Raw genomic sequence first — 25,902 nt, 5'->3', positions numbered from 1 at the left:
MTTTTCAAATTGTATAATTTTGATGAAAACTCATGAGTATTATAAATTTCAATATTATTTAATAAATCTTTAAATCTATTTTTTTCATTCTCATCTAGATCCAATACAGCTGAGAAATTATTGAATGCAATACCAAGCTCATCAAGTATTTTCTCTCTTTTATAATATGTATTTTTTTTAATATAGTCTGTTCCAGCTACTATTTTTTTTATTTCACTATAAATATTATCTAGTATATAAGTTTTTCCTGAGCCATTATTGCCAATAATAATGAGATTCTTATTGTTTAAAGGTATTATTTTATCTCTAATGATAATTGCTTTAATAAGCTTCATAAATATAAAAGGCTGAATAATCAGCCTTTTATATTACATCTTAATTTTTAAATTACAACATCTTAAAGCGCTGCAATCTGATCCATATTCGCTTTAATCTTCGCTAACTGGTCAGCAAATTCAGCAAGTTTTACTTTCTCGCCTTCAACCACAGCAGCAGGTGCTTTTGCCACAAAACCTTCATTTGAAAGTTTTCCTGCAATTTGGTCATGTTGCTTTTGAACTTTATCAAAGTCTTTTTGCAAACGACCCAATTCCGCTTTAGGATCAATTAAGCCCTTCATTGGAACAAATACAGAGGCATGACCCACAACGGATGAAGACGACAATGGTGGTTGTTCGCCATCTGCCAAGTAAGTGATGCTTTCCACTTTCGCCAATGCTTTAAACAATGGCTCGATACGTGAAATTTGCGCCACTTCAGCATCAGTGATGTTTTGCATCAATACTGGAAGTAAGCGCGCATTACCCAAGCCCATTTCACCACGGATGTTACGTACTGCACCAATCAAACCTTGTAGCCAATGCATATCAGCTTCAGCTTGGTCATTGATTTTCGCTGGGTCAGCAACAGGGTAAGCTGCAGTCATAATGGTTTCACCGCCCAAACCAATTATTGGCGCAAGAGTTTGCCAAATTTCTTCAGTCAAGTAGGGCATGATTGGATGTGCAAGACGTAAAGATGCTTCCATCACCGCAAGAAGAACACGACGAACTTCAGCTTTACGCTCTTCAGACACATTTTCATCGTTCAGAACAGGCTTGGTCAGCTCGACATACCAGTCACAGTATTCATTCCAAATGAACTCATAAATCGCTTGTGCAGCCAAGTCTAAACGATAGGTTGCAAAGGCTTGTTGAACTGCAAGTTCCGCTTTTTGCAGGCGGCTTATGATCCATTGTTCAGGCAATTCCCAAAGATCTGGACGTGCAGTTTGACCTACAGTTTGACCTTCCACATTCATCAGAACGAAACGTGTACCGTTCCAGATTTTGTTACAGAAGTTACGGTAGCCTTCAACACGTTTCATGTCGAACTTGATGTCACGGCCGGTGTTGGCAAGCGCACAGAAAGTGAAACGAACCGCATCCGTACCGTAAGCCTGAATGCCTTCCGGGAATTCTTTACGGGTTGATTTTTCAATCTTCGCTGCCTGTTTCGGGTTCATCAGACCAGTGGTACGTTTTTGTACCAACGTTTCTAAATCTACACCGTCAATCAGGTCTAAAGGATCAAGCACGTTGCCTTTAGATTTAGACATTTTCTGACCTTCGCCATCACGTACCAAACCATGTACATACACAGTTTTGAACGGAACTTGTGGCGTGCCATCTTCATTTTTCATGAAGTGCATGGTCATCATGATCATGCGGGCAACCCAGAAGAAGATGATGTCAAAACCGGTTACCAATACATCTGTTGGATGGAAGGTATTGAGGAAATAGTTTTCAGCATCTTTTTTCGCATCGCCAGTCCAACCTAAAGTTGAGAATGTCCAAAGACCAGAGGAGAACCAGGTATCCAAAACGTCTTCGTCTTGTTTCAGTTCTACATCCGCCGCAATGCCATTTTCCGCGCGCACTTCCGCTTCAGAACGACCTACATAAATGTTGCCATCTACATCGTACCAAGCCGGAATGCGGTGACCCCACCAGAGTTGACGTGAGATACACCAGTCTTGAATGTTGTTCATCCAGGCCATGTACATGTTGCTGTATTGCTCAGGCACGAATTTGATGTCGCCATCTTTAACCGCTTTAATTGCAGGCTCAGCAAGCGGTGCAATTTTCACATACCATTGGTCTGTTAAAAGTGGTTCAACGATGACGCCTGAACGGTCACCGCGAGGTGCTTTCAAGTCGTACGGTTGAATTTGTTCTAACCAGCCCTCGCTTTCGGCTTGTTCAACCAGTTTTTTACGTGCAGCAAAACGCTCTAAACCAATATAGTCTGCAGGTGCAGCAATGGTTTTAGAAATTTGTTCACCCGCTTTGGCAATGTATTCAAACTCAGCCAACACTTCAGCATTTTTGTTGAAGATGTTGATGATTGGCAAGTTGCAACGTTTACCCACTTCATAGTCATTGAAGTCATGTGCAGGAGTGATTTTTACGCAGCCTGTACCGAAATCTTTTTCGACATATTCATCGGCAACCACAGGAACCAGACGGCCTGAAATTGGCAGAACAATATTCTTGCCGACAAGATGTGCATAACGTTCATCTTCAGGGTGTACCGCAACAGCCGAGTCACCGAGCAAGGTTTCCGGACGCGTGGTTGCTACAACAAGGAAGTCGTTGCCATCTTTGGTGCGAAGGTCTTTATCTTCAAAGAAATATTTAAAGTGCCAGAGTGAACCTTTTTCTTCTATCGATTCAACTTCAAGGTCAGACAGCGCAGTTTGCAGTTTAGGATCCCAGTTCACCAGGCGTTTACCGCGGTAAATCAAGCCTTCTTTATGCAAACGTACGAATACCTCTTTCACTGCATTGGATAAACCATCATCCATGGTGAAGCGTTCACGTGACCAGTCTACCGATGAACCTAAACGGCGAATCTGATTGGTAATGTTGCCACCAGACTGTTCTTTCCATTCCCAGACTTTTTCAATGAACTTTTCACGACCCAAGTCATGACGGCTGATGTCTTGTGCAGCCAATTGACGTTCTACCACCATTTGGGTTGCGATACCGGCATGGTCCGTTCCCGGTTGCCACAAGGTATTTTTACCTGACATACGGTTATAACGGGTCAAGGCATCCATAATGGCATTGTTAAAACCATGACCCATGTGCAAGTTACCAGTGACGTTTGGCGGCGGAATCATGATACAGAAAGAGTCGCCTTTTTCAGACGGCTTAAAGTAGCCGTTTTCTTCCCAAGTCTTGTACCATTTTTTCTCGATCTCGGTAGGATCGTATGTCGTAGCAATATTTTGCGCAGAATCAGTCATAGTCAGAACAGATCAAAAGTGAATGAAAAATTAGGACTATTGTAGCAAAAAAATTACCGAATGAGGCAGCTTCGCCAAATGCAAACTTTATGCAATTGGCATACACTGAATAAGATCTTATGATAAGAGTTGAATAAAAACAGCGCGAATGGTCGCAGAACAATTCTAAAAAGGACATTATCGGTATGAGCTATTTTATTTCTTTAAAATTAACCCGGGAAACCCATCAGCGCTTTCAGCAGATTCATCAGCAATTGAACCAAGGTGAAAGCCAGAGTTTAGCCAAACCTTTAGGCGAGGTTTTGGCTGATATTTCCTGTGAAATTGTCGATCAGGTGTTTGGGGAAATTGCACGGTTATCGACTTCGGTTGATCGAGAATCCGAAAAGATGGTCCAACAAATTTTAGAGACCGTACGTAAATATATGCCCTGGTCGGTTTCATTCTTTGGCAATGATCGCTTGGTCCCGATGGTAAATTATCTAAAAGATAAGGCCTATGAGAAAAATGGTCAAAATTATATTTCCTATAGCGTCGATCATGTCTTGGTGGTTGAGCTGCTGGAATGTGTAGAGCAAATGAAACAGGGCAATACCCATTATGTTTCGCCAGGCTTAAAGGCATTTACCCAGTTGGTCGATCAAGGGGTGACCAGTCTGGTTCGTGAACCTAAAAACATATTAAAATTCAATTTGGTGGTCGATAAAACCTTAAATGGCGTGATTCATTTGACTACACAGATGGGTTATAAGCGTTTAGAAAGGCTGGGTACCCACTACGATTCGCAACTGACGCATCGTTATTTTGATCATTTTCTGATGTTTTTAAATCACGAGGAAAATACTAATAACAGATCAATTCATTAAGATATCAATACATTATCAATCTATAAGTAGCATGAGGGACAGCAATATGGCGCAGCAGGACAGTTTAGACAATAAGGTGGTATGGATTACCGGTGCATCTTCAGGTTTGGGTAAGGCACTTGCACAAGAATGTGCCTTACAGGGTGCACAGGTTGTACTCACCGCTCGTCGTATGGATGAACTGGAAAATGTTCGTCAAAGTTTAGTTAGTCCAGATCGACATATTTGTATCAGTGCCGATATTACTGATGAAACTCAAGTTCGTCATGCTTATGAACAGGTTTTAAATGAGAAAGGACGTATTGACTGGTTAATTAATAATGCTGGACTCAGTCAGCGTGCCTTAATTGGCGATACCACCATGCAAACTGAACGTGCAATTATGGAAGTGGATTATTTCTCTCAAGTGTTCCTCACTAAAACCGTTTTACCGACTTTCTTAAAGCAAAAATCAGGTCGAATTGCCTTTGTATCCAGTGTTGCAGGTTTATTGGGTACGCAATACCGCGCAAGCTATTCAGCAGCAAAAGCCGCGATTCATATGTGGGCAAACAGCCTAAGAGCAGAAGTGGCTAATGATGGGGTGGCGGTTTCGGTTATTTTCCCCGGCTTTGTCAAAACCAATGTGTCTTTCAACGCTTTAAATGGCGAAGGCAAAGCCCAAGGTCATCAAGATGAAGCAATTGAAAATGGCTTGCAACCTGAGGAATTTGCTAAAACTGTAGTCAAGTCTCTGTTGAATGATGAAGAATATATTGTCGTTGGTGGTACTAAAGAGAAACTCGGCGTTTTAGTTTCGCGTTTGTCGCCACCCCTCCTTTATAAAATGATCCGTAAGATGAAGGTGAAGTAACCGTTTTCTTAAAGCTAGGCAGACTTACTTTAAGCCAAATTTGAGTTGAGCATGTACTTTAATGATGAAAAAAGATTCTTCTTATGGAGTGCATGTCTAAGCTCTTTTTCATTTTACAACTCAGCTTTAGCTAATCCTTAAGGCACAGATGGATGAAAGGAATTCTGTATACATGATGCAAAATAAAAAAGTGATGCAAAGTAAAAAACGAATCGCTACTAAGACATTCAGTTATGCAGTTAAATAAAGCATCATAAAAGGACAGGGAGTCGGGGAAATTATAAAAGCTAAACTTTAAATTATCCCGGAAAAACTTCAGACTTAAATTTGACGGAACTCAGTATTAATTTTCCAAAAGTTTTGTAGATGAATATCAATACTGAGCAATGGATTCAAATAGAGTTATTAACTCTGTATCGCCGTTCCATAAGCAAACACTTCCACTATCCCGCCTTGCATGCCCAGTTCAGTGGTACTCAATCGCAGGCCCATAATATGAGACGCGCCCATCTTTTCTGCTTCCAGTTTTAAACGCACAATCGCTTCACGTCGAGCACGTTCAACCACACTTTCATAACTGGTTAAACGCCCACCGAAAAAGTTCTGAATATTGGCAGTCACATATTTGAAGTAATCATGTGAGATGACCACATTGCTACTCACCAATTGCCCGTGATGAGGTGAGGTCTTAAAGCGACTGTTATCCAGAGTGATATAGGCTAGCCGATGTTCTTGTTGCTTCAGTTCATTTAAATGCTTTCTTTCGGTATGGCGACCGAAGCCCCAGCCTATGGCAAATAAAATCACAAAGATAACAATTTTTAATATCAAGGCATCCATAGCTTAGCCTTGAGTCGGGAAGGGATCAGGTAAGTGTTGTGCATTTGCTTCAACCACGACTGCAGTGCCATATACAAACAGTTCAGAAGCCCCTTGAGCAATATTTGAGGTCGAAAATCGGATACCCACTACAGCGTTCGCACCGATTGATTTTGCTTTTTCAATCATGCGGCTCATGGCTTCCTGACGTGATTCTTCAAGCAATTCGGTATACGCCGTCAGTTCGCCGCCGACTATATTTTTTAAGCCAGCCAGCAGGTCGCGTCCAACGTGTTTGCTACGCACCGTACTGCCATAGACCACATCAATTTGACGGATAATGGTATGTCCCGGAACAGATTCTAAATTACTTAAAAGCATTTTTTGGTATTCAAATAAGGGAGGTTGTAGTGAAGATAGGAAATCATGCTTTAAAAAGCAATAAAAAAGCCTGCAGAGTGCAGGCTTTTTTACAACGCTTAAAAATTATCTAGCGCTGTTTGCAGCTTTACGTTCAGCAGTAGATGGCGCTTGTTGAAGGGCATCACCGGTGTTGGCTTTAATACCACCACCGAGTGTTTTATAGACTTCCACCTGGTTATTCATGTTGGCTTGTTCAAGCAACAATAAACCTTGTTCAGCAGCATAAGACGCACGTTGCGCATCCAGTACCGTCAAGTAACTGTCAATACCCGCGCGGAAGCGGGCATTAGAAAGTCGGTAGGTGGTATTAGTAGCATCAACTAAACGGCGTTGTGCTGCCAAGCGGTCACCAATATTTTGGCGAACAGCCAAAGCATCATTCACTTCGCGGAAAGCGGACTGAATCGATTTTTCATAGTCAGATAATGCAATTTGCTGATCTGTTTCTGAAATCTTGATATTGGCTTTGCGTGTGCCCCAATCGAAGATTGGAAGATCAATACTTGGACCAATTGACCAGACAAATCCACCAGATTTAAACAAGTCACTTAAGCTGGTTGAAGCATAGCCTGCATTACCCATCAAACTGATGGTCGGGAACAAGCGTGCTTTAGCTGCAGCAATATTGGCACCCGCTGCAGAAAGTTGATATTCGGCAGCACGGACATCAGGACGGTTATTTAGCAAGTCACTTGGTAAACCGGCACTAAAGGCATTGCTTTTGCTAATACGTGTCACACGTTGAGTTGGTAACAAGTTTGCAGGAACCTGTTGACCTACAAGCAAGTTAAGCAAATTTTGTGCTTGCGCAATTTGAGTCTTGTAATTGGCAACATCATTACGTGCAGTTTCTACAGAAATCTGTGCCTGACGAACAGGAACTTCACTGTCGATTCCAACATCGAAACGTTTTTTGTTGAGATTATAAGATTCAAGTTGAGCTTTTAAGGTTTGGTCTGCAAGTTTTAAATTTGCATTGGCAAACGAATAGTTCAACCAGGCTTGAGCCACCTGACCTATAAGCGCAATTTGAGTAGCATCACGTGCACTTGAAGTGGCTAGATAAGTATCTAAAGCATTGTCTTTTAAGCTACGGACACGACCCCAAAAATCCAGCTCATAGGCAGTTACGCCCAGACCCACATTGTAACTGGTCATTGCACCATTGGTATTGAGCGTATCTTGACGCAGCACACTACCGCTGGCACCAATGGTTGGAAGCTGATTGTTTTGAGTGATTTGATACTGTTGCTGCGCACGTTGAATATTTAATGTCGAGGTACGTAAATCACGGTTATTGGCTAATGCCAGATCGAGCACCTGTAATAGACGCTGATCGGCAAAAAAGTCCTTATAACCCTGTTCAGCAATAGAAGGACCAGAGTTGCTGGTTAAATAACCTTGTTCTGGAATATTGGCTTGAGCCACGGGCTCTGGCCCACGCATGCTTTGACACGCTGTCAAAGCAAGCGCAAGTGCAGATACCGCAATGCTACGACCTGTAACAGACCATACCTTTTGCATCACGATGTTTGCTCCTGATTATTTGGTTTTTTAGGTTTAAATTTAAAGATACTTCGAATCCAGACATAGAACACAGGAATAAAGAAAATACCCAGTAGAGTCGAACTGATTACGCCGCCCAGTACACCATAGCCGACAGAGTGCTGGCTGCCTGCGCCTGCACCCGAAGAAAGAGCAAGAGGAAGTACACCAAAACCGAAGGCTAGGGTAGTCATGATAATTGGACGTAAACGCATTTTTGCTGCATGAAGGGTTGCTTCAAGTAAAGGCTCCCCTTTATCTTCTTGCAGTTCCTTGGCGAATTCTACAATCAAGATCGCATTTTTTGCTGCCAAACCAATCACGGCAATAATCGCCACCTGGAAGTAAATATTATTCGACAGGTTTGGATCTTTCAGCAGCACCATACCTAAGAATGTTAAACCTACTGCACCCACAATCCCCAACGGAATTACCAGCATAACCGAGAATGGAATAGACCAGCTCTCATATAGTGCTGCAAGGCACAGGAACACGATTAACATTGAAAGTGCGTATAGCCCAAAGGTCTGAGAGCCAGATTCACGTTCTTCCAAAGATAAACCTGTCCATTCATAGTCAAAACCGTTCATACCCATTTCAGGCAGTTTGGCGATGATTTCTTCCATGGCAGCCATGGCATCACCCGAGCTGACACCCGGAGCAGGCGTACCCTGAATGTTGACTGATGAAATACCGTTATAACGCTCTAAACGTGGTGAACCATAAGTCCATTCACCGGTCGCAAAGGATGAAAACGGCACCATTTGACCTGTGGTACTACGTACATACCATTTGTTGAGATCTTCCGGCATCATTCGTGCATCAGGAATGGCCTGTACATAAACTTTCTTTACACGACCACGGTCGATAAAGTCATTAATATATGAACCACCCCATGCAATACTCATGGTGCTGTTGATTTCTGCAATGCTGACGCCCATAGCGCTGGCTTTTTCATTATCGACATAGATCTTGTACTGTGGCGTATCTTCCTGACCATTTGGACGGACACCAGCAAGACGTTTATCTTGTGCAGCCATACCCAAGATCATGTTACGCGCAGTCAGCATTTTCTCATGACCATTACCCGCAGCATCTTTCAACATCAAGTTAAAGCCTGCAGAAACACCCAGTTCAGGCATTGCAGGAAGCTGTAAAGGCATGACATAAGAGGCATCTTTAGCAATCACGTTAAGCGCCATACCACGTTGAATAATGGCACCCACAGTAGATTCTTTAGTGGTACGTTCTTCCCAGTCTTTCAGTTTAATAAATGCAAGACCGGCATTTTGACCGACCCCGGTAAATGAGAAACCAGCGACACTGAATACCGAATCGACATTGGCTTTTTCACCTTCCAGAAAGAAGCCAGTCATTTGATCAATAACTTTTTCAGTACGGTCAAGCGTGGCATTTGGTGGAAGCTGAACCAGCGTCATCACCACACCTTGGTCTTCATCCGGTAAGAATGAACTTGGCAGGCTCTTGAACAAGAACAATAGACCGACAATCACTACCGTATAAATCGCACCCGCAATGATTTTATGAATCAGCAGCTTTCCGACCCAGTTTTGATAGCCTTGCGCCATACGGTCGAAACGACTATTAAACCCACGGAAGAAGCGGGCAAAGAAACCATTGCTTTGCTCTTTGTTCTTATCATGCTGCTTTAATAAGGTCGCACACAGTGCGGGGGTGAATGTTAATGCCACAATCAGTGACAGAACCATTGCGGTAACCAGCGTAATCGAGAACTGGCGGTAAATCACCCCGGTGGTTCCGCTAAAGAACGCCATTGGGACGAATACTGCAGACAATACTGTGGTAATACCAACCAGTGCACCCGAGATCTGACTCATCGACTTTTCAGTCGCTTCAACAGGTTCCAGGTGTTCTTCCGCCATAATACGTTCAACGTTTTCGACTACTACAATCGCATCATCGACCAGTAGACCAATGGCAAGAACCATGGCAAACATCGTGAGGGTGTTAATTGAGAAGCCAAACAAGTTGATAATCGCGAATGTACCCAAGACCACCACAGGCACTGCCATGGTTGGAATAATGGTTGCGCGCCAGTTCTGCAAGAACAGGAACATTACCAGGAACACAAGGATGATTGCTTCAATTAAAGTGTGAACTACACTTTCAATTGAAAGTTTGATAAATGGGGTTGTATCAAACGCCAGCTGATCTTTTAAACCAGTTGGATAATTTTTACGTAACTGTACTAAACGTTCTTCTACAGCAGTTGCTGTATCTAATGCATTTGCACCAGTGGCCAGTTTAATCGCTACACCACCCGCAGGCTTGCCATTAAATTTAGAGGTAAACTGATAGTTGTCCGAGCCTAATTCAACTTTGGCAACATCACCCAAAGTGACTTTCGCCCCAGTTCCAGCACTCTTTAGATAAATTCCGCGGAACTGATCTACTGTTTGTAATAAGCTTTGCGCATTTACGGTCGCATTTAAAACTTGACCTGCAACGGCAGGAGCACCACCCAATTGTCCCACTGCAACTTGTGCATTTTGGGTACGTAAGGCAGCAACGACATCACTTGGAGAAAGCTGGTAGCTGGCTAGTTTGGCAGGATCAAGCCAAATACGCATTGCATATGAACCACCAAAGACCTGAACTTCACCGACACCGGCAACGCGGCTAAGTGGTTCAGAAATATTCGAGTTCACATAGTCTTTAATGTCGGCATCGGTCAATTCGCCATTAGGTGAATAGAAAGCTAATACCTGCAAGAAGCTTGCACCAGACTTGGTGACTCGAAGTCCCTGACGCTGTACATCTTCAGGAAGTAATGCAGTCGCCGACTGTAATTTGTTCTGTACCTGAACCTGAGCGATATCCGGATCGATCCCTTGTTCAAAGTTCAATGAAATGGATGCTTGACCATTACCGGCACTATTTGAAGAAATATAGCGCAAACCATCAAGGCCATTCATTTGCTGCTCGATGATTTGGGTCACTGTATTTTCTACAGTTTCCGCAGATGCACCTGGATATGTTGCAGAAATGCTAACCGTTGGCGGAGCAATGGTCGGATATTGTGCGATCGGCATTTTGCTGATGGTTAAAATACCCGCCAGCATAATCACCAATGCAATCACCCATGCAAAGATCGGGCGATGAATAAAAAAGTGAGCCATTTAGTCTACCCCTTATGTATTTAAAGTAGATTTTTGTTCAGTTTTTGGCTGTGCTTGCTGCGCAGGTTGAGCGGCTTTATTGGCTTCTGCTGCAGGTTGACCTGTACCTTGAGGAGCGGCGGCTGGTTGATAAGGCTTAGCAACTACGGCCGCACCTTCTTTGACCTTGGCAACACCATCAACAATCACTTTTTCACCGGTTTTTAAACCAGAAGTCACGATCCAGTCTTTACCTTGTACACCCGCAGTTTCTACAGGGCGTGTTTCAACCTTAGCTTCAGCATTCACAATCATGGCAATCGCTTGACCAGTTGGAGTACGGGTAATCGCTGCTTGAGGAATCAAGATGGCATTTGGAATCACACCTTGTACAATCTTTGCAGTGGCATACATGCCCGGAAGCAGCAAATGATTCGGATTCGGGAATACAGCACGTAAAGTCACGGTACCTGTTTCCGGATTCACACTAGCATCAGAGAAAGCAAGGCGGCCTTCCACAGGGTAGTCGCTACCATCTTCAAGCTTAAGTTTGACTTTGGTATTGTTGCTGCTGTCTAAACTGCCTTTGCTCAATTGTTGACGTAAACGCAATAATTCAGCACTTGACTGGTTAATGTCGATATAGATTGGATCTAAACGTTGAATCGTCACTAAAGGATCGGCTTGACTGCCCGTAACCAATGCACCAACTGTAACTGTTGAACGGTTGGTCTGACCTGAAATTGGCGCACGCACAGTTGAGTAACCGAGGTTGATTTCGGCATTTTTAAGTTCAGCCCGGGTTGCCGCCAAATCTGCTTCAGCTAATTTTACTTGTGCAGCAATATCATCATATTCTTGTTTTGAAATGGCATTGGTGCCGACAAGTTGACGATAACGTCCTTCTTTAACGCGTAATACATTCAAGTTGGCTTGTTGACGATTTAGTGCTGCACGAGCACTATCCACGCCAGCACGATTGGTGCGCGAGTCAATTTCATACAAGGCTTGTCCTTCACGAACATAACTGCCTTCAGTGAAAAGACGTTTTTGAATGACACCACTGGTTTGTGGGCGCACTTCAGAAATTTCAAATGCTGTGGTCCGGCCTGAAAGTTCCACCGATTGTTCTACGCTCTGGGGTTGAGCAACAATGACACCGACTTCAGTCGGTGGCATTTTTTGGGCTGCTGCAGCTTGCTGCGCATCCTTTGGATCTTTGCTACAACCAACAAGTGCAATACTTGTTGCTAATGCGCAAGCGGTAAAGGCGGGAGCCCATAGCTTTGCAGACATCATTGTTCCACCTCGATTAGATTTTTATCTAAAAATTAATTTGTTTTCGCTCTACTGAATTTGACGTACAGCATATAAAGTAGGGTGATCCAAATAAAACCTATGCTCCAACCAGCCAAAACATCAGAGGGAAAATGTACCCCAAGGTAAATCCTTGAAATCCCCATGATCAACAACCATATAAAAGCACATAGCCAAATCAGTCGGTGCTTTGGATGTTCCAGACTTAGATAAATAGCAAGAAAACCCAAAGTAGCGGCATAAACACTATGTGCACTGGGAAATGAAGCACCATAGCTCTGAACCAGGTGATAAATTTCGGGTGGGCGAGGTCTTGAAATTATATATTTGAGCAGCCAAGCCGTGGCAATGCTCCCTATAAGCCCTAAACTTATAAAAATAACATTTGTATATTTTTTATACCATGCTTGATATAAACACCAGATTGTGGTTAAAAATAGCACAAATGGCATACCACCTAGAACAGAAAGCGTGATAGATATCGTATTTAATTGCACTGTACGATGCTGACTCATCCATTCAACCATGACTAAATCGAATGGGTTAAGTGAGGGAGTAAAAAGCATTAATACACTGAAAATAAATAAGAAAAATCCTGCATAAAGCAATAGGTACGGCATGTAAGGAACCTTTATTATCTTAGCCGATTGGAGCGAGACTAATTAATATTTAAAGTGTACTCATCAGTACACTTTATTTCAAGTATGTGTAAGTTATGCTGATTTCTTTTTTACCGATTTTTTAATGTAAAGTAAAATAAAAAATAACCAATTACTTATAAGTAGATTTTTGTGATTGCGGAGATTCTTCCACTTCAAGAGGAACCTTCGGTGGCCAAAAAAAGTCACTCGGACGGGTTAAGAAATGAGTCAGCACCAGTTTGGCTAACGGTTTCCATTGTTCAAAACGCACGCGGCGTGCGCGTAGTGCCACAATAATGGTCAGACTGAAACTGACAAATAAGTTTGTCAGGCCAATTAATAATACCCCTAAAAAAGATACAAGAATCAAGCCAATTTCAGGACTGCCATTAATATTGATCAAGCCTTGAATAAAGTTGGCAGAGGCAAAGGCAATATGTCGAATATCTAGCGGAAGACCCAAGATAAAACCAAACGTTCCCATGCTGCCTAACATGATCCCGAATAAGAAATTCCCGGCTAGGGCGCCTAAATTCCGTTCAATATATGCAGCAAAATGATTTAAGCGTTCTTGACCGAGTAACACTTTTAAATGGACATGCGCTTTCAAACGCGGACCCACTTTGCGGTATACCGCCATATTGTCGAAATAACCTGCAATCAAACCCGAGAAAAATAGGCAAACCCCGGCAATGGCAGCATGCGGAATGGCCAGTGAGGTAAACGGATTAAGGGAATGTAAAGTTGTGGTTGCTTTGGCATGTGTTAGCAGTGGTTCATCCATTCCGTATTGCCAAAGTAGGCTAATCGCTGCTGCGGTAGGAATGGCAATCGAGATGTTACCGAGAATGGCAATAAACTGGGTTCGGATAATATTAATGATGAGTGCAGCAAGTTCCGCAATTTGCGCATTTTTAGAACCTTTTTGATGCTGTACTGTGGCCGCAAGTGCTGCTGCGGTCATGGCCGGTTGTTTGGTTGCGACAGTGAAATGGAGCACGTGAATCAGCATGAAACCCAGTGAATAGTTCATGCTAAACATAAATGCCTGCATGAGGGGAGCCATGACCAGACGTGCCGTCAAGATTTTCAAGGTCGCCATGGTGGCAATAATGAAACCAGCACCTGCTGCTGCCTTGTACATCGACCAAAAACCCTTTTTGTCGGTACTTACATAATGCTCGCCGGTTTTACTGGCATTTTCGGTGACTTGTAAGGCAACTAATTCACTGTTATTGGCAAGTAAAGAACGAACACTCCGTTCACTATAAATAGCGAATGTAAAGTCGACCAGTAAAGCGCTGAGTGATTCATAATGAATTTTGTCTTCTTCAACAATCAAGTTAATTAACAGTTCGATCCGATCTAGACATTGTTCAAGAAGCGATAATAAATAATTCAGACTGATACTTACGCCAATACGCTTGATGGCACGACGAATTTTTGAAACCACATCGCGACATTGTTCAATCATTACCAAAGCCTGCGAGGCATCGGGTGGGGCAATGACTGCCAGAGGGTCGGTATTTTGATGCAGCTTTTTATAATGCTGAATGAATTCGATAATTTCCCGGTTCTGTACCAGAAAAGGCGATTCATATTCTGTTAGGTCAGGTTGTGCATTGATGAATTCCGGATACAGTCCAATCCCGCTAATTCGATAGGACAGAACCGTGATGGCTTTAATCAGTTCACTTTTAATTTTAAGCTTTTCTGCCTGGTTGCCATGACCTTGATTGAGTAATGCAAATAACTTTTGCCAATCCTCATTAGAAATGCTGTCCAACCAATACTTATCACTACGTTGATAAAACACACGGCGGACTAAATCTTGTAATTGGGTTTCATCATTAATCAGCGGTAAAAAATGAGCACCTACGCGTTGTGCGAGCTGATTCCAGAAACCATCGAGAGATAAAATGCCGGTATCGGCATACAAGCTGGTCTGTTTGTATTGGCTAATCAGTTTTAAGACAAAGTTTTGTAAGGTAGACACTGCATTGGGGGTAATCAGCAGTGCTTGTACAAGTGCACGAAATTTGCAGTTAATTTCTTCAGTATTGGTTGAGTCATCTGGTCGAATCCGGTTGACCAGCTCAATTAACAATAAGTCATCAAGAACAGCTTGATGAGATTCAAGCTGCTCCTGCATTTTTAAAAATAGATCATTAAAATTTATATGCATAAGCGGAGATTAAGTCTATTTTTTTCAGAATCCATTATTGAATCCGGTTTAAGGCAAGTTGGGTCAGGTTAATCAGGGCCTGGCGATATTCAGTATGAGGAAGTGCATCTAAAGCTTGCAGTGCTGATTCCGTTTCTTCGGTTGCACGTTGGCGGCAGTAATCCAGTGCACCACAGCTTTGCACAATCTGAATGACACGTTCTAATTGGGTCGTACCACCAGTTGCAATGCTACGGCGAACGATTTCATGTTCTTCATCGGTGGTTTTTTGCAGTGCAGAGATTAATGGCAAAGTGGGTTTTCCTTCCATTAAATCATCACCAATATTTTTACCTAATGTTTCAGCATCGGAAGTGTAGTCTAAAATATCGTCAATAATCTGAAAGGCATTACCAAAGTGACCGGCAAAAATTCGTAGCGGTTCACGGTATTGTGGTGTACCGGCTAAAATGGCTGCGCCTTCAGTCGCCAGTTCAAATAAACGTGAAGTTTTACCGTGAATAATATCAAGATAAATCTGTTCTGAGGTTTCAGGCTGATGCTGTGCTTGTAATTGTAGAACTTCACCTTCAGCAATTTCACAGGTTCCTGTCGAGAAATCTTTGAGTAAAGTTATGTCGTTTAAATCGACCAACAAGTCGAAAGCACGTGAAATCAGGAAATCACCGACCAGAACTGCAGTCTGATTGTTCCAGGTTGCATTGGCGGTCGGGCGGCCACGACGTAATCCCGATTCATCCACCACATCATCATGTACAAGAGTTGCAGTATGTAGCATTTCAATAATGGCCGCCAGTTTGCGCTGACGTTCTAAATCGGTCGCGCCGCAGGCTTTTGCCGCCAATAAACACATGATCGGACGCATGCGTTTACCGCCTGCTTCAACGACATGTTTACTTACCGCCATCACCAAAGCGACTTTTGAAGTAATCCCTTCATTAATAAACGTGTCCATCGCAGCAAAGTCTGAAGCAACAGGAGCGAGAATATCTTGCTTAAAGTCGATGGCCATATGAAGAGAAACCTCTAAAAATTGAATTGCTTATTCTATAGTGTAACAACTATATCTGATGATATAGATAAGATCTTAATATAGTTGCTTAAATCCTGGCTAGGCAAATGGTTTTAAACAAGTGACCATTCTAATAGCTCATCTCATATGTGACTGAGCCGGTATTGGGTAGTCTATAGTAGCGAATTGATTTTAAAAATCTATTTCATTTTATAAAATGCAAGATTTCGACCTAAAAGTCATTTATTTTCTAGATTTTGATCGTATATAAAATAAACATTCAATCAGCGCAAAAAAACCGTAAAATGGCTTGTTGTTTGATTTATTATCACTTAATATGTTTGCCCTAATATATACCCCAGTGGCGCTCGTATTAAGATCGGTATATTCCTTTATCGGCACGACGACACGGGCATGTTTGGAGTACATTATGTACGCAGTAATCCAAAGCGGTGGTAAACAGCACCGTGTTATCGAGGGTGAAACCCTTAAAGTAGAATTGTTGAAAGCTGAAACTGGTACAACTATTACGTTTGATGACGTATTAATGCTTGTAAACGGCGAAAGCATTCAAATTGGTGCTCCAGTTGTTGCTGGTGCTACAGTAACTGCTGAAGTAGTTAGCCACGGTCGTCACGACAAAATCCGTATTGTTAAAATGCGTCGTCGTAAACATTACCGTAAACAACAAGGTCACCGTCAATGGTTTACCGAGTTGAAAATTACTGCTATTTCAGGCTAATTACGAGGATTATGAAACATGGCTACTAAAAAAGCTGGTGGATCGACACGTAACGGTCGTGACTCGAACCCTAAAATGTTAGGTGTTAAAATGTACGGTGGTCAATCTGTGACTGCTGGTAACATTATCGTTCGTCAACGTGGTACAGAATTCCACGCTGGTACAAACGTAGGTATGGGCCGTGACCATACTTTATTTGCTACCGCTGATGGCGTGATCAAATTCGAAGTGAAAGGCCAGTTCGGTCGTCGCTACGTATCTGTTGAAGCTTAAGCTTAAACAGAAAAAAACCCACATTTGATGTGGGTTTTTTTATGCTTGTAAATTGGATAAAAATAATCAGCGTCTTCATCATGATGTAGAAAAAATGACATTGAATATTAATAACAATACAAAACTTCTTATTTTCTCAATTATTACAAAGAAAAATTGGTTTAAGATGGCACATTGAAGAAATTGTTATACAGCAAATAAAAAGGTGATGAGATGAAAATGCTTCGTAAAACCCTATGTGCTATGACATTAGGTACAGCAACGCTTGCACCGATAATGAGTACTACTGTTTTTGCTGCGCCTGTTGCAGCATCGGAGCAGCAAGCAACCAACAATTTGGTCAAACAGTTAAGTAATATCCGTAGTTTGTCAGCAAATTTTGAACAAACGACCAAAGCGACGTCGGGTAGTAAAGTAGCTCAGAAAAAAGGCTTAACCGGACAACATATGAATCAGACCTTTAAAGGTGTAATGAAGGTTGCCCGTCCTGGTAAGTTTTTCTGGGAAACCACCAGTCCCTCAAAACAGACTATTGTGACCTCAGGTAAAACCGTTTGGATTTATGACCCTGACTTGCAACAAGCAGTTCGTCAAAGTCTGGATGACCAAGTAGCGAATACACCAGCTTTATTATTGTCGGGAAATACCAGTCAGATTATGCAATCTTACCGGGTGACACAACCGGATAAAAGCAAGACTTATTACACCTTGCTTCCTAAAGACCGTGATGGTGCATTCCAAAGCTTGACTATTAGTTTTGGTGTCAACAAAGCACCAAGTTTAATGATTTTGGAAGATTCACTGGGGCAAACCACTTATGTTCGATTTAACAATGTAAAAGTGAATCCTTCAATTCCAGCATCAACCTTTAATTTCACACCACCTAAAGGTACGGATATTATTGATCAGTAATAAATTGATTTATAATGAGTTATTTAAATAATTTTTGTTTAGAAGCAGTCATCCGTGGCTGCTTTTTTCGTTCATGTTCCGCTGAAAATATAGCGATGCTTTTATAGATAAAGTAAATTTAATTTTTATTCCTCACGATTAGTTTATCTTCTTAAAGATACATATTTAAAATTTCATTTAGTTACTGAGCTTTGTATAGTGCAGGGGCATGATAAAAGGTAGTAGGTTGTCAAAATAAGATGAAAATACGCATGAATCAACAATGGCTCTGGGCACTTCCTTTTTCTTTTGCTGCACTGGTAATGACGGGCTGTCAGGAACGACCTGCCCCACAAGCTGAACTGGCAGCCACAACAAAGCAGGAAAAGGCGGAATCTATTCCATTAATTCAAGCCAAAGTTGTTCCTGTGAAACTGAGTAAACCTGAAGCGTGCGAGGCGGAAGGTTGCATGCAATATGATATTCAAACGGTTGAAACGAATGTTAAATGGATAGATGATTATTTTATTGATCGGGTTAAAAAAGCCGATCCGATTGCCTTCTCAACCGCACCGAATCAAAAAATCAATACTGCTGAGGGTGCGAATCCCAACTTGAGTCAAAGTTCGACCTATATTCGCTTTGTCAGCCAGCAATATGATCAGGCCACTTTTGCCATACAAACTTATATCTATTCTGCAGGTGCGGCACATGGTATGTATCATCAGGAATTTGTGAATTTTGATTTGAAAAACAAGAAACGTTTGGCGTTGCAAGATATTTTGGTGAAAGGTGCAGAGCAGCAAGTATTAGATACCCTGTATGATTCAAATTCGCTCTGGTTAGATCAGCACAGTATAGAAAGAGACAAACTTAAATTAAGTGATAATTTTTACTTTGGTGCCAACGGGATTGTATTTGTCTATCCTCTATATGAGTTGGCTTCCTATGCAGAAGGGATGACCGAACTTACCTTGCCTTATGTTGCGTTGACCAAATTGGTTAAAGCGGAATATCTGCCAAGTTTGCCGAAGTATCCAAGCCTATAATTTTGGGTTAATTCGGTGAAATTTGCTTTAATAAGGCACAGCTGTAAGCCCGGTCACTGTCTTTTTTGCTGTTTAGCGCTTACACTATAGCCAGTTTTTTTCTTTGCAAAAGATTGGCTATGATCGACCCGAAATTAATCAGAAATAATATTGAGGCTGTAAATTTAGCCTTGGCAAAACGTGGTGTACAGCTGAATGTAGAAGAGTGGGCTTCACTTGAGGCTCGCCGTAAAGAGCTTCAGTCGAAAACTGAAGCTTTACAGGCAGAACGTAATTCGGGTGCAAAACAAGTTGGCCAAATTAAAAAATCTGGTGGCGATGCATCTGAAATCATGGCACGTATGTCAGCGATTGGTGATGAAATTAAAGCGGCTGAAGTTGCGCTTGCTGAATTGCAAAATGAAATTGAAACCAAATCGTTAAGTATTCCAAACATGCCGCATGAATCTGTGCCTGAGGGTAAAGATGAAGACGACAACGTTGAAATTTTAAAATGGGGTACGCCGCGTCAATTTGATTTTGAAATCAAGGATCATACTGACCTCGGTGAATGGATGGGCGGTCTGGAGTTCGAAACTGCGACCAAATTAACCGGTACGCGTTTCAGTGTTCTTAAAGGTCCATTGGCACGTTTACAACGTGCGCTTACCCAGTTCATGCTCGATACCCATACCTTAAAAAATGGTTATACCGAAGCCTATGTGCCTTATTTGGTGAATGCGGATTCTTTGCGTGGTACAGGTCAGTTGCCTAAATTTGAAGAAGACTTGTTCAAGCTTCAAGGCGAAAAAGAATATTACCTGATTCCGACTGCCGAAGTGCCAGTGACCAATTTCGTGCGTGATGAAATTGTTGATCCAGACCGTTTACCACTGAAATATGCTGCGCATACGCCATGTTTCCGTAGTGAAGCAGGTTCGTATGGCCGTGATACTCGTGGCCTGATTCGTCAACACCAATTCGACAAAGTTGAGATGGTGCAAATTGTTAAACCTGAAGATTCCATGCAGGCTTTAGAAGAATTGACCGGTCATGCTGAAGGTATTTTGCAAGCTTTAGGTCTGCCATATCGTAAAATCATCCTGTGTGGTGGGGATATGGGCTTTGGTGCGATCAAGACTTACGATTTGGAAGTTTGGGTACCGAGTCAAAATACCTATCGTGAAATTTCAAGCTGCTCATGCATGGGTGATTTCCAGGCCCGCCGTATGAAAGCACGTTACCGTGTCGATCAAAAGAAAACTGAATTTTTACACACTTTAAATGGTTCCGGCTTGGCGGTCGGCCGTACCTTACTTGCGGTGATGGAAAATTACCAGCGTGCAGACGGTTCGATTGAGGTTCCTGAAGCACTTCGTCCATATATGGGCGGTGCAGAATTTATTGATTAATCTCCGGATTGCTCAATAAATATACCAATGGCACAATTTTGTGCATGAAAATTGCTTAAGACAGTCAGATCTAAAATACTGAGGTAATGCGTGGATATCTTTCCAATCTCTTTAAAGTTGCAACAGCAACCTTGTCTGATTGTTGGTGGTGGACATATTGCTTATCGTAAGGCAGTTCTTTTGGCAAAAGCAGGCGCAGTCATTGATGTGATTGCACCAGAAATCGAAAGTTCTTTACTTGAGATTGTTGAAACTAGCCAAGGCCAATATGTCCAAGCCCCTTTTAGTTTAGATATTCCGTTACGCAATTACCGTTTGGTGATTGCCGCAACCAATGATAAAGCCACCAATATTCAAGTTTTTGAAGCCTGTGAAGCTGAAAAAATATTGGTGAACAGTGTCGATGATCCACCGCATTGTCGTTTTATGGTTCCGGCCCTTATTGACCGTTCACCCTTAGTGGTATCCATTGCCACCAATGGCACTTCGCCGGTGTTATCCCGTCAAATCCGAACTCAGCTTGAAGCCAGTATTCCTCATGGCATGGGCAAGCTGGCGGAATTTTCCGGAAAATGGCGGGCTGCAGTCAAAGCTAAAATTGAAAACCCGGATGAACGCCGTATCTTTTGGGAAGACTTATATGCCAGCCCACTCAAAGAACAGGTATTTAATGACAATATTGCGGAAGCAGATCGTTTAATTGAACAAGCTTTAATTGAGTGGAAAACCCCAAAAGGTGAAGTTTATTTAGTGGGCGCAGGTCCGGGTGATCCGGAACTACTCACATTAAAAGCTTTACGCTTGATGCAACAAGCCGATGTGGTTATTTATGACCGTTTGGTATCACCGCCGATTTTAGATTTGTGTCGTCGTGATGCGACAAAAATCTATGTCGGCAAGGCTCGTTCCAATCATAGTGTTCCTCAAGACGGTATTAATGCTTTATTGGTGGAATACGCAGCACAAGGTAAGCGTGTCTGCCGTTTAAAAGGCGGTGATCCATTTATCTTTGGCCGGGGTGGTGAAGAGATTCAAGAACTCTTTGCTGCAGGTGTGGCTTTTCAGGTGGTGCCCGGAATTACCGCGGCATCGGGCTGTTCTGCTTATGCCGGTATTCCTTTAACGCATCGTGATTATGCGCAAAGTGTCCGCTTCCTGACTGGACATTTAAAAGAAGGTTCGCCGGAGCTACCTTGGAATGAACTGGTTTATGAAAACCAAACCCTGGTGTTATATATGGGTTTGGTGGGATTGGAAAGAATTTGTGCGCAACTGATTGCACATGGCCAACGACCTAATATGCCGGTTGCGCTTATTTCTAAAGGAACGACACCAGACCAGAAGGTTGTGGTGGGAACTTTGGCAGATATCGCCTCTAAAGTGACAGAACATCAAATTCAAGCGCCGACCCTGACCATTATTGGTGAAGTGGTGAAATTGCGTGAACAATTGCAGTGGCAAGCTTAATCAAGCTTGTCATTTTATTTAAAGTAGAGAACTCCTGTGATCCATGTCGTATTGTACGAGCCAGAAATTCCTGCAAATACAGGGAATATTATTCGTTTATGTGCCAATACCGGTGCGCAATTGCACTTGGTAAAACCGCTGGGTTTTGAGCTGGATGATAAAAAGCTCAGACGTGCAGGCTTGGATTATCATGAATGGGCACATATGAAGGTTTGGGAAAACTTTGCAGAATGTGTAGCTCATTTAAAAGAGCAGGGCATTGAAACTGATGCGATTTATCCTTTAACCACCAAAGGTTTTGAAACGCCGCATACTTCAGATTTAAACCGTCCGGTTGCATTGTTAATGGGACCTGAAACACGGGGCTTGCCTGAAAATGTCCGTATGATGTTTCCGGAAAAACACTGGATTCGTTTGCCGATGGCAGCGACTTCACGCAGCTTGAACTTGTCGAATGCAACTGCTGTGATCCTTTATGAAGCTTGGCGTCAGCAAGGCTTTCAGGAACTAAAGTAAATGATTTAGGCTTAATTAAGAACCACCTTTGGGTGGTTTTTCTATGTAAACTTCACTCACTCTATCTTCAGGTTTCTATTGGTTTGGGTCATAAAAAATAAAAAAAGTGAAATAAGATAAGCAACATGTTGAATTTGATAAAAACAATAAAACTTTTAAAGTATTTTGAATGGCTTAATTAAGGTATGGCAGTTACTACATCTGTATCTATTTTTGCCAGTCAGACAGCAGGAAGTGGGGCTGAAAAAGTAGAACCCCTTACACAAGCTGAAATTTAGCAAGGCTTAAAAATATGCAGCTAGATAGCAACGTATGAACCAACAGATTGAGGCATGGAGCAAAAACTTAAAGGCTGAGAATTTTCAGCGAAGCTAGACTGGACGCAAGTTGAAGAAATCCAAGCGTCAGGAAGTCTGTGGAATTTATCAAAACATCATTAATAATATCTATCGACTGGGGGTTGAAAACAAGGCGCCTTTACCTGAGTAAGATCAAAAACTGCTGCAGGATCAAAACGCTTTTATTCAGCGTCTGGGTTATAAGGACAATATGATAGATATCCAGATGGATTTTAACTGTCGGATTAAATAAAAAAGACGCATCAAGCGTCTTTTTTATACAGAAAATTCAACGTATTAATGAGAGTCATCAAACTCGTTATGTTGTGGAGCAGGGTGTTTAAAGCCTTTGGTTTTATAACCCAGGTATAAAATACCGAACATCGCCCACCATAAACCATATTTCAATGATGTTTCTTCAATTTCTAACCAGAGTGCAAATACACTAATGAAACCCAGTAATGGCACAATCACAAAATTTAAAAGATCTTTAAAGTTTTTGGTTCGTCCATCACGCAATGCATAACGTGAAATTACCGACAGGTTTACAAAGGTAAATGCCGTTAAAGCACCAAAACTGATGAGTGAGATCACTGTATCAAGATTCATAAAGCCAGCAGTTAAAGCCACAGCACCGACAATTAAAATATTGTATGAAGGTGTCAGGCTTCTAGGACTGATATGGCCAAAGATTTTCTTGTTAATGACCCCATCACGACCCATGGCAAACATCAAGCGTGATACACCAGCATGTGCTGAAATACCTGATGCCAACACTGTCACAATTGCAAAAGCAAGAACATAGGATTGGAATAGTGAACCGCCAACAAGCATTAAAATATCGGGCTGAGTCGCTGCAATATCCTCAAAATATGTTTTCGGATCGTTCGGGAAGTAAATTTGCATGAAGTAGGTGCTGATAATAAAAATTACACCTGCAATCAAAGCAGTTAAGAAAATCGCTTTAGGCAGGGTCTTTTCGGTATCTTTGGTTTCTTCAGCAAGTGAACTTAAGGAGTCAAAACCGGTAAATGAGAAGCACAGTAAAGTGGCACCGGTAATCAGTGCACCGACTGAAGTCAGCTCGTTCCAAAACGGTTCAAGGCTCCAAAGCTGATAACGCTGTTCTGCAGAGATTGGACCATCTGCATTAAAGCCCGCTTGTAGCTTGGTGTAAACCAAATAGGTAAATACAGCAATTACAACCAATTGTATCAACACGATCAAGCTATTAAAATTCGCAACAAAGCGTGCACCCTTTAAGTTAACACCAGTCATGAATGCCGTGAGCACAACGACCCAAACCCAGTGATTTACATCGGGGAATAATGCCTCAAGGTAAATTACCGCAAGAATGATGTTGACCATTGGAGACAGCAAGTAATCTAGCCAAGAAGACCAGCCCACCATAAAGCCAACATTGGGATGAATCGATTTTTGAGCATAGGTATACGCCGAACCCGAAGAAGGGTAGCGACGAATCATATGGCCATAACTCAGGGATGTTAATAAAATTGCAACGAGTGCAAATATGTAGGATGTCGGTACGTGAAAATGACTTTCTTCCGATACTAGGCCGAAAGTGTCAAATAACGTCATGGGCTGTATATAAGCTAAACCGATAATAATGATGTGCCAGAGTCCCAGCGTTTTTTGCAGTTTAGCTGCCGATGGAGTCCCAGAGATATTTGTCAACGGCGTTATCCTCTTAATCGTTGATCAAGGATCAGTCATGTTTATAAGGATCGTTTGAGACGAACGATCCCCCCTATACGAATAAAACAAAAGTCCGCCAATCTACTCTAGTTTGGTATCTTTTGCCAGTATCTTTATAAATTGTTAATGCAGAAAATATGCCATGCGATATAAATAATTAGCTTCAACTTTCCACAAAGCAAAAGCCCGATGCTTAAAAAAACATCAGGCTAATTTTTTGCTATATTGGCTTATTTTTCAATATTTACCAAGCTTTTTTTAGAATCGCTTTTAAATCACTTAAGGTCGCTTCTTTCGGGTTGTAAATAATAGAACCATCATTTAAAGCCTTTTCTGCCACTTCATCTAACTGTGCCTCAGATACCTTACCTGTTTCACGTAATGTACGGGGTAATTTGGTCAGGGTATATAAGCGATCACGCATGGTGAGAATTGTTGCAATAGCCTTATCTGCCCGTAAGTGCGCAGGAGTCTGGGCGTAAATATCTGCACCCGCTAAAGGAAGCAATAATTCTGCTATTTTGTCGCCATTCACTTCTTTGTTGTATTCCAGTACATAAGGAAGGAACAGGTTCATGCATAAACCATGGGGTAGATGCGCAACAGCACCCAAGGCATGTCCTAATGAATGCACCAAGCCCACCATTGAGTTCGAGAAGGCGATACCTGCCATGGTAGAAGCTTGAGCCAATTCAAGGCGGTCAAACTCATCTGTTGGGTTATTAAGTACATTGAATAAACTGTTGCTGACCTTTTTGATCGCAGCAGTGGCATAGGCATCACTAATTGGATTCGCAGCCATACAAGTGTAGGCTTCAACCGCATGGGTTAATGCATCCATTGCTGTCATAGCGGTTAAATGCGGTGGCAAGGTTTGTGTCATACGCGGATCGAGAATTGCTGCATGCGGCATCAAATAATAAGATGCAAATGGCATTTTGACATTTTTTTCAAGGTCGGAAACCACAGCCACCATGGTCACTTCTGAACCCGTGCCTGATGTCGTAGGAATTACGAAAAATGGTTTTAACGGTTTTGGAAGATTATGCGCACCTGAAAATTTCAGTAAGTCATCACCGCCTTCAGTCACCAAAATGTTAGTCGCTTTAGAAGTATCAATCACTGAACCACCACCTACCGCAATAATTGCATCACAGTTATTGTCTCGATATGCCTTGGCTGCATTGCGAACGGTTTGTACGCTTGAATCGGGTGGAACATCATCAAAAATATAACCAATCACCGCATCGGTAGATTCAAATGCAGCTTCGATCGGAACTAGTAAATTATTTGCGCGTACGCCTTTATCGGTAATGATCAGTGGGCGTTTGGCACCCAAAGTTGCAAGTTCAAATGGAATGTGTTCTAACGCGGCATGACCTGCGATAACTTTTACTGGGCAGAAAAATTCGTAATAAGGCTTAGCCAT

Annotated in this window: 20 protein-coding genes and 1 pseudogene; 9 read left to right on the top strand and 12 right to left on the bottom strand. The window is 42.1% G+C overall.

The window, feature by feature from the left end; genetic code table 11:
- Together E0H89_RS01665 and E0H89_RS01660 are read right to left on the bottom strand one after the other, a co-directional pair.
- Nucleotides 1–335, bottom strand: a pseudogene (locus E0H89_RS01665) (hypothetical protein); the annotation flags it as partial.
- Nucleotides 336–397: 62 nt separating this feature from the next.
- The gene (locus tag E0H89_RS01660; RefSeq protein WP_131213995.1) at nt 398–3,289 is read right to left on the bottom strand and encodes a valine--tRNA ligase; all 2,892 of its coding nucleotides are present in this window, start codon (nt 3,287–3,289) and stop codon (nt 398–400) included.
- Nucleotides 3,290–3,474: 185 nt separating this feature from the next.
- Between E0H89_RS01660 and E0H89_RS01655 the strand changes: the two genes are divergently transcribed.
- Complete coding sequence (locus tag E0H89_RS01655; protein ID WP_131213993.1) at nt 3,475–4,155, top strand: hypothetical protein; 681 nt, start codon at nt 3,475–3,477, stop codon at nt 4,153–4,155.
- 46 nt (nt 4,156–4,201) lie between these two features.
- Entirely contained in the window at nt 4,202–5,008 is an 807-nt protein-coding gene (locus E0H89_RS01650; RefSeq protein ID WP_131213991.1) for an SDR family oxidoreductase, read from the top strand.
- Nucleotides 5,009–5,413: 405 nt separating this feature from the next.
- On the opposite strand, the gene E0H89_RS01645 is transcribed toward E0H89_RS01650, so the two are convergent.
- The 8 genes from E0H89_RS01645 to sdsA form a co-directional block, all read right to left on the bottom strand.
- Nucleotides 5,414–5,848, bottom strand: coding sequence for a YbjQ family protein (locus E0H89_RS01645; RefSeq protein WP_131213989.1), 435 nt, complete (start codon nt 5,846–5,848; stop codon nt 5,414–5,416).
- A 3-nt stretch (nt 5,849–5,851) separates the two neighbouring features.
- Entirely contained in the window at nt 5,852–6,208 is a 357-nt protein-coding gene (locus E0H89_RS01640) for a YbjQ family protein (RefSeq protein WP_131213987.1), read from the bottom strand.
- Between the two features lie 105 nt (nt 6,209–6,313).
- Nucleotides 6,314–7,774 carry a multidrug efflux RND transporter AdeIJK outer membrane channel subunit AdeK gene (adeK, locus tag E0H89_RS01635; RefSeq protein WP_131214036.1) on the bottom strand — a complete coding sequence of 487 codons (1,461 nt, stop codon included), beginning with the start codon at nt 7,772–7,774 and terminating at the stop codon, nt 6,314–6,316.
- A complete protein-coding gene (locus tag E0H89_RS01630; protein ID WP_131213985.1) occupies nt 7,774–10,956 on the bottom strand; it encodes an efflux RND transporter permease subunit in 3,183 nt (1,060 codons plus the stop codon). Before E0H89_RS01630 ends, adeK begins: the two co-directional genes overlap by 1 nt.
- A gap of 12 nt (nt 10,957–10,968) precedes the next feature.
- Nucleotides 10,969–12,234: an efflux RND transporter periplasmic adaptor subunit gene (locus tag E0H89_RS01625; protein ID WP_131213983.1), complete on the bottom strand. Its 1,266-nt coding sequence runs from the start codon at nt 12,232–12,234 to the stop codon at nt 10,969–10,971.
- 32 nt (nt 12,235–12,266) lie between these two features.
- Nucleotides 12,267–12,872, bottom strand: a complete 606-nt coding sequence (locus E0H89_RS01620) for a phosphatase PAP2 family protein (protein ID WP_131213980.1) — start codon at nt 12,870–12,872, stop codon at nt 12,267–12,269.
- A gap of 151 nt (nt 12,873–13,023) precedes the next feature.
- Entirely contained in the window at nt 13,024–15,078 is a 2,055-nt protein-coding gene (locus E0H89_RS01615; protein WP_131213978.1) for a site-specific recombinase, read from the bottom strand.
- A 34-nt stretch (nt 15,079–15,112) separates the two neighbouring features.
- Nucleotides 15,113–16,090, bottom strand: coding sequence for an All-trans-nonaprenyl-diphosphate synthase (sdsA, locus tag E0H89_RS01610; RefSeq protein WP_131213976.1), 978 nt, complete (start codon nt 16,088–16,090; stop codon nt 15,113–15,115).
- A gap of 430 nt (nt 16,091–16,520) precedes the next feature.
- Between sdsA and rplU the strand changes: the two genes are divergently transcribed.
- The 7 genes from rplU (at nt 16,521) to E0H89_RS01570 (ending at nt 22,419) form a co-directional block, all read left to right on the top strand.
- Nucleotides 16,521–16,832 (top strand): 50S ribosomal protein L21, encoded by a 312-nt coding sequence (rplU, locus tag E0H89_RS01600; RefSeq protein WP_067723976.1) that lies wholly within the window; start codon nt 16,521–16,523, stop codon nt 16,830–16,832.
- An 18-nt stretch (nt 16,833–16,850) separates the two neighbouring features.
- Nucleotides 16,851–17,105, top strand: a complete 255-nt coding sequence (gene rpmA / locus E0H89_RS01595; RefSeq protein ID WP_067723977.1) for a 50S ribosomal protein L27 — start codon at nt 16,851–16,853, stop codon at nt 17,103–17,105.
- A 213-nt stretch (nt 17,106–17,318) separates the two neighbouring features.
- A complete protein-coding gene (gene lolA, locus E0H89_RS01590; protein ID WP_131213971.1) occupies nt 17,319–18,017 on the top strand; it encodes an outer membrane lipoprotein periplasmic chaperone LolA in 699 nt (232 codons plus the stop codon).
- Between the two features lie 251 nt (nt 18,018–18,268).
- Complete coding sequence (locus E0H89_RS01585) at nt 18,269–19,045, top strand: DUF3298 domain-containing protein (protein WP_502698399.1); 777 nt, start codon at nt 18,269–18,271, stop codon at nt 19,043–19,045.
- Nucleotides 19,046–19,164: 119 nt separating this feature from the next.
- On the top strand, nt 19,165–20,436 hold the full coding sequence (gene serS / locus E0H89_RS01580) for a serine--tRNA ligase (protein ID WP_131213967.1): 1,272 nt from the start codon (nt 19,165–19,167) through the stop codon (nt 20,434–20,436).
- Between the two features lie 90 nt (nt 20,437–20,526).
- Nucleotides 20,527–21,903, top strand: a complete 1,377-nt coding sequence (gene cysG, locus E0H89_RS01575) for a siroheme synthase CysG (protein WP_131213965.1) — start codon at nt 20,527–20,529, stop codon at nt 21,901–21,903.
- 36 nt (nt 21,904–21,939) lie between these two features.
- On the top strand, nt 21,940–22,419 hold the full coding sequence (locus E0H89_RS01570; RefSeq protein WP_131213963.1) for a tRNA (cytidine(34)-2'-O)-methyltransferase: 480 nt from the start codon (nt 21,940–21,942) through the stop codon (nt 22,417–22,419).
- 635 nt (nt 22,420–23,054) lie between these two features.
- On the opposite strand, the gene E0H89_RS01560 is transcribed toward E0H89_RS01570, so the two are convergent.
- Nucleotides 23,055–24,452 (bottom strand): APC family permease, encoded by a 1,398-nt coding sequence (locus E0H89_RS01560; RefSeq protein ID WP_131213961.1) that lies wholly within the window; start codon nt 24,450–24,452, stop codon nt 23,055–23,057.
- Nucleotides 24,453–24,717: 265 nt separating this feature from the next.
- On the bottom strand, nt 24,718–25,902 hold the full coding sequence (locus tag E0H89_RS01555) for an iron-containing alcohol dehydrogenase (protein ID WP_131213959.1): 1,185 nt from the start codon (nt 25,900–25,902) through the stop codon (nt 24,718–24,720).

The organism is Acinetobacter sp. ANC 3781, from assembly GCF_004331285.1.
Classification (GTDB): domain Bacteria; phylum Pseudomonadota; class Gammaproteobacteria; order Pseudomonadales; family Moraxellaceae; genus Acinetobacter.
Note: the sequence above shows the minus strand (reverse complement) of the source record. Positions and strands in the feature narration are given on the sequence as shown.

Excerpts from the sequence above, each read along its gene's own strand:
- E0H89_RS01615 (WP_131213978.1), bottom strand. The coding sequence starts at position 15,078 with ATGCATATAAATTTTAATGATCTATTTTTAAAAATGCAGGAGCAGCTT.
- E0H89_RS01650 (WP_131213991.1), top strand. The coding sequence starts at position 4,202 with ATGGCGCAGCAGGACAGTTTAGACAATAAGGTGGTATGGATTACCGGT.
- E0H89_RS01630 (WP_131213985.1), bottom strand. The coding sequence starts at position 10,956 with ATGGCTCACTTTTTTATTCATCGCCCGATCTTTGCATGGGTGATTGCA.
- sdsA (WP_131213976.1), bottom strand. The coding sequence starts at position 16,090 with ATGGCCATCGACTTTAAGCAAGATATTCTCGCTCCTGTTGCTTCAGAC.
- E0H89_RS01585 (WP_502698399.1), top strand. The coding sequence starts at position 18,269 with ATGAATCAACAATGGCTCTGGGCACTTCCTTTTTCTTTTGCTGCACTG.
- rplU (WP_067723976.1), top strand. The coding sequence starts at position 16,521 with ATGTACGCAGTAATCCAAAGCGGTGGTAAACAGCACCGTGTTATCGAG.
- E0H89_RS01645 (WP_131213989.1), bottom strand. The coding sequence starts at position 5,848 with ATGGATGCCTTGATATTAAAAATTGTTATCTTTGTGATTTTATTTGCC.
- adeK (WP_131214036.1), bottom strand. The coding sequence starts at position 7,774 with ATGCAAAAGGTATGGTCTGTTACAGGTCGTAGCATTGCGGTATCTGCA.
- E0H89_RS01625 (WP_131213983.1), bottom strand. The coding sequence starts at position 12,234 with ATGATGTCTGCAAAGCTATGGGCTCCCGCCTTTACCGCTTGCGCATTA.
- rpmA (WP_067723977.1), top strand. The coding sequence starts at position 16,851 with ATGGCTACTAAAAAAGCTGGTGGATCGACACGTAACGGTCGTGACTCG.
- E0H89_RS01640 (WP_131213987.1), bottom strand. The coding sequence starts at position 6,208 with ATGCTTTTAAGTAATTTAGAATCTGTTCCGGGACATACCATTATCCGT.
- lolA (WP_131213971.1), top strand. The coding sequence starts at position 17,319 with ATGAAAATGCTTCGTAAAACCCTATGTGCTATGACATTAGGTACAGCA.
- E0H89_RS01620 (WP_131213980.1), bottom strand. The coding sequence starts at position 12,872 with ATGCCGTACCTATTGCTTTATGCAGGATTTTTCTTATTTATTTTCAGT.
- serS (WP_131213967.1), top strand. The coding sequence starts at position 19,165 with ATGATCGACCCGAAATTAATCAGAAATAATATTGAGGCTGTAAATTTA.
- E0H89_RS01655 (WP_131213993.1), top strand. The coding sequence starts at position 3,475 with ATGAGCTATTTTATTTCTTTAAAATTAACCCGGGAAACCCATCAGCGC.
- E0H89_RS01660 (WP_131213995.1), bottom strand. The coding sequence starts at position 3,289 with ATGACTGATTCTGCGCAAAATATTGCTACGACATACGATCCTACCGAG.
- E0H89_RS01555 (WP_131213959.1), bottom strand. The coding sequence starts at position 25,902 with ATGGCTAAGCCTTATTACGAATTTTTCTGCCCAGTAAAAGTTATCGCA.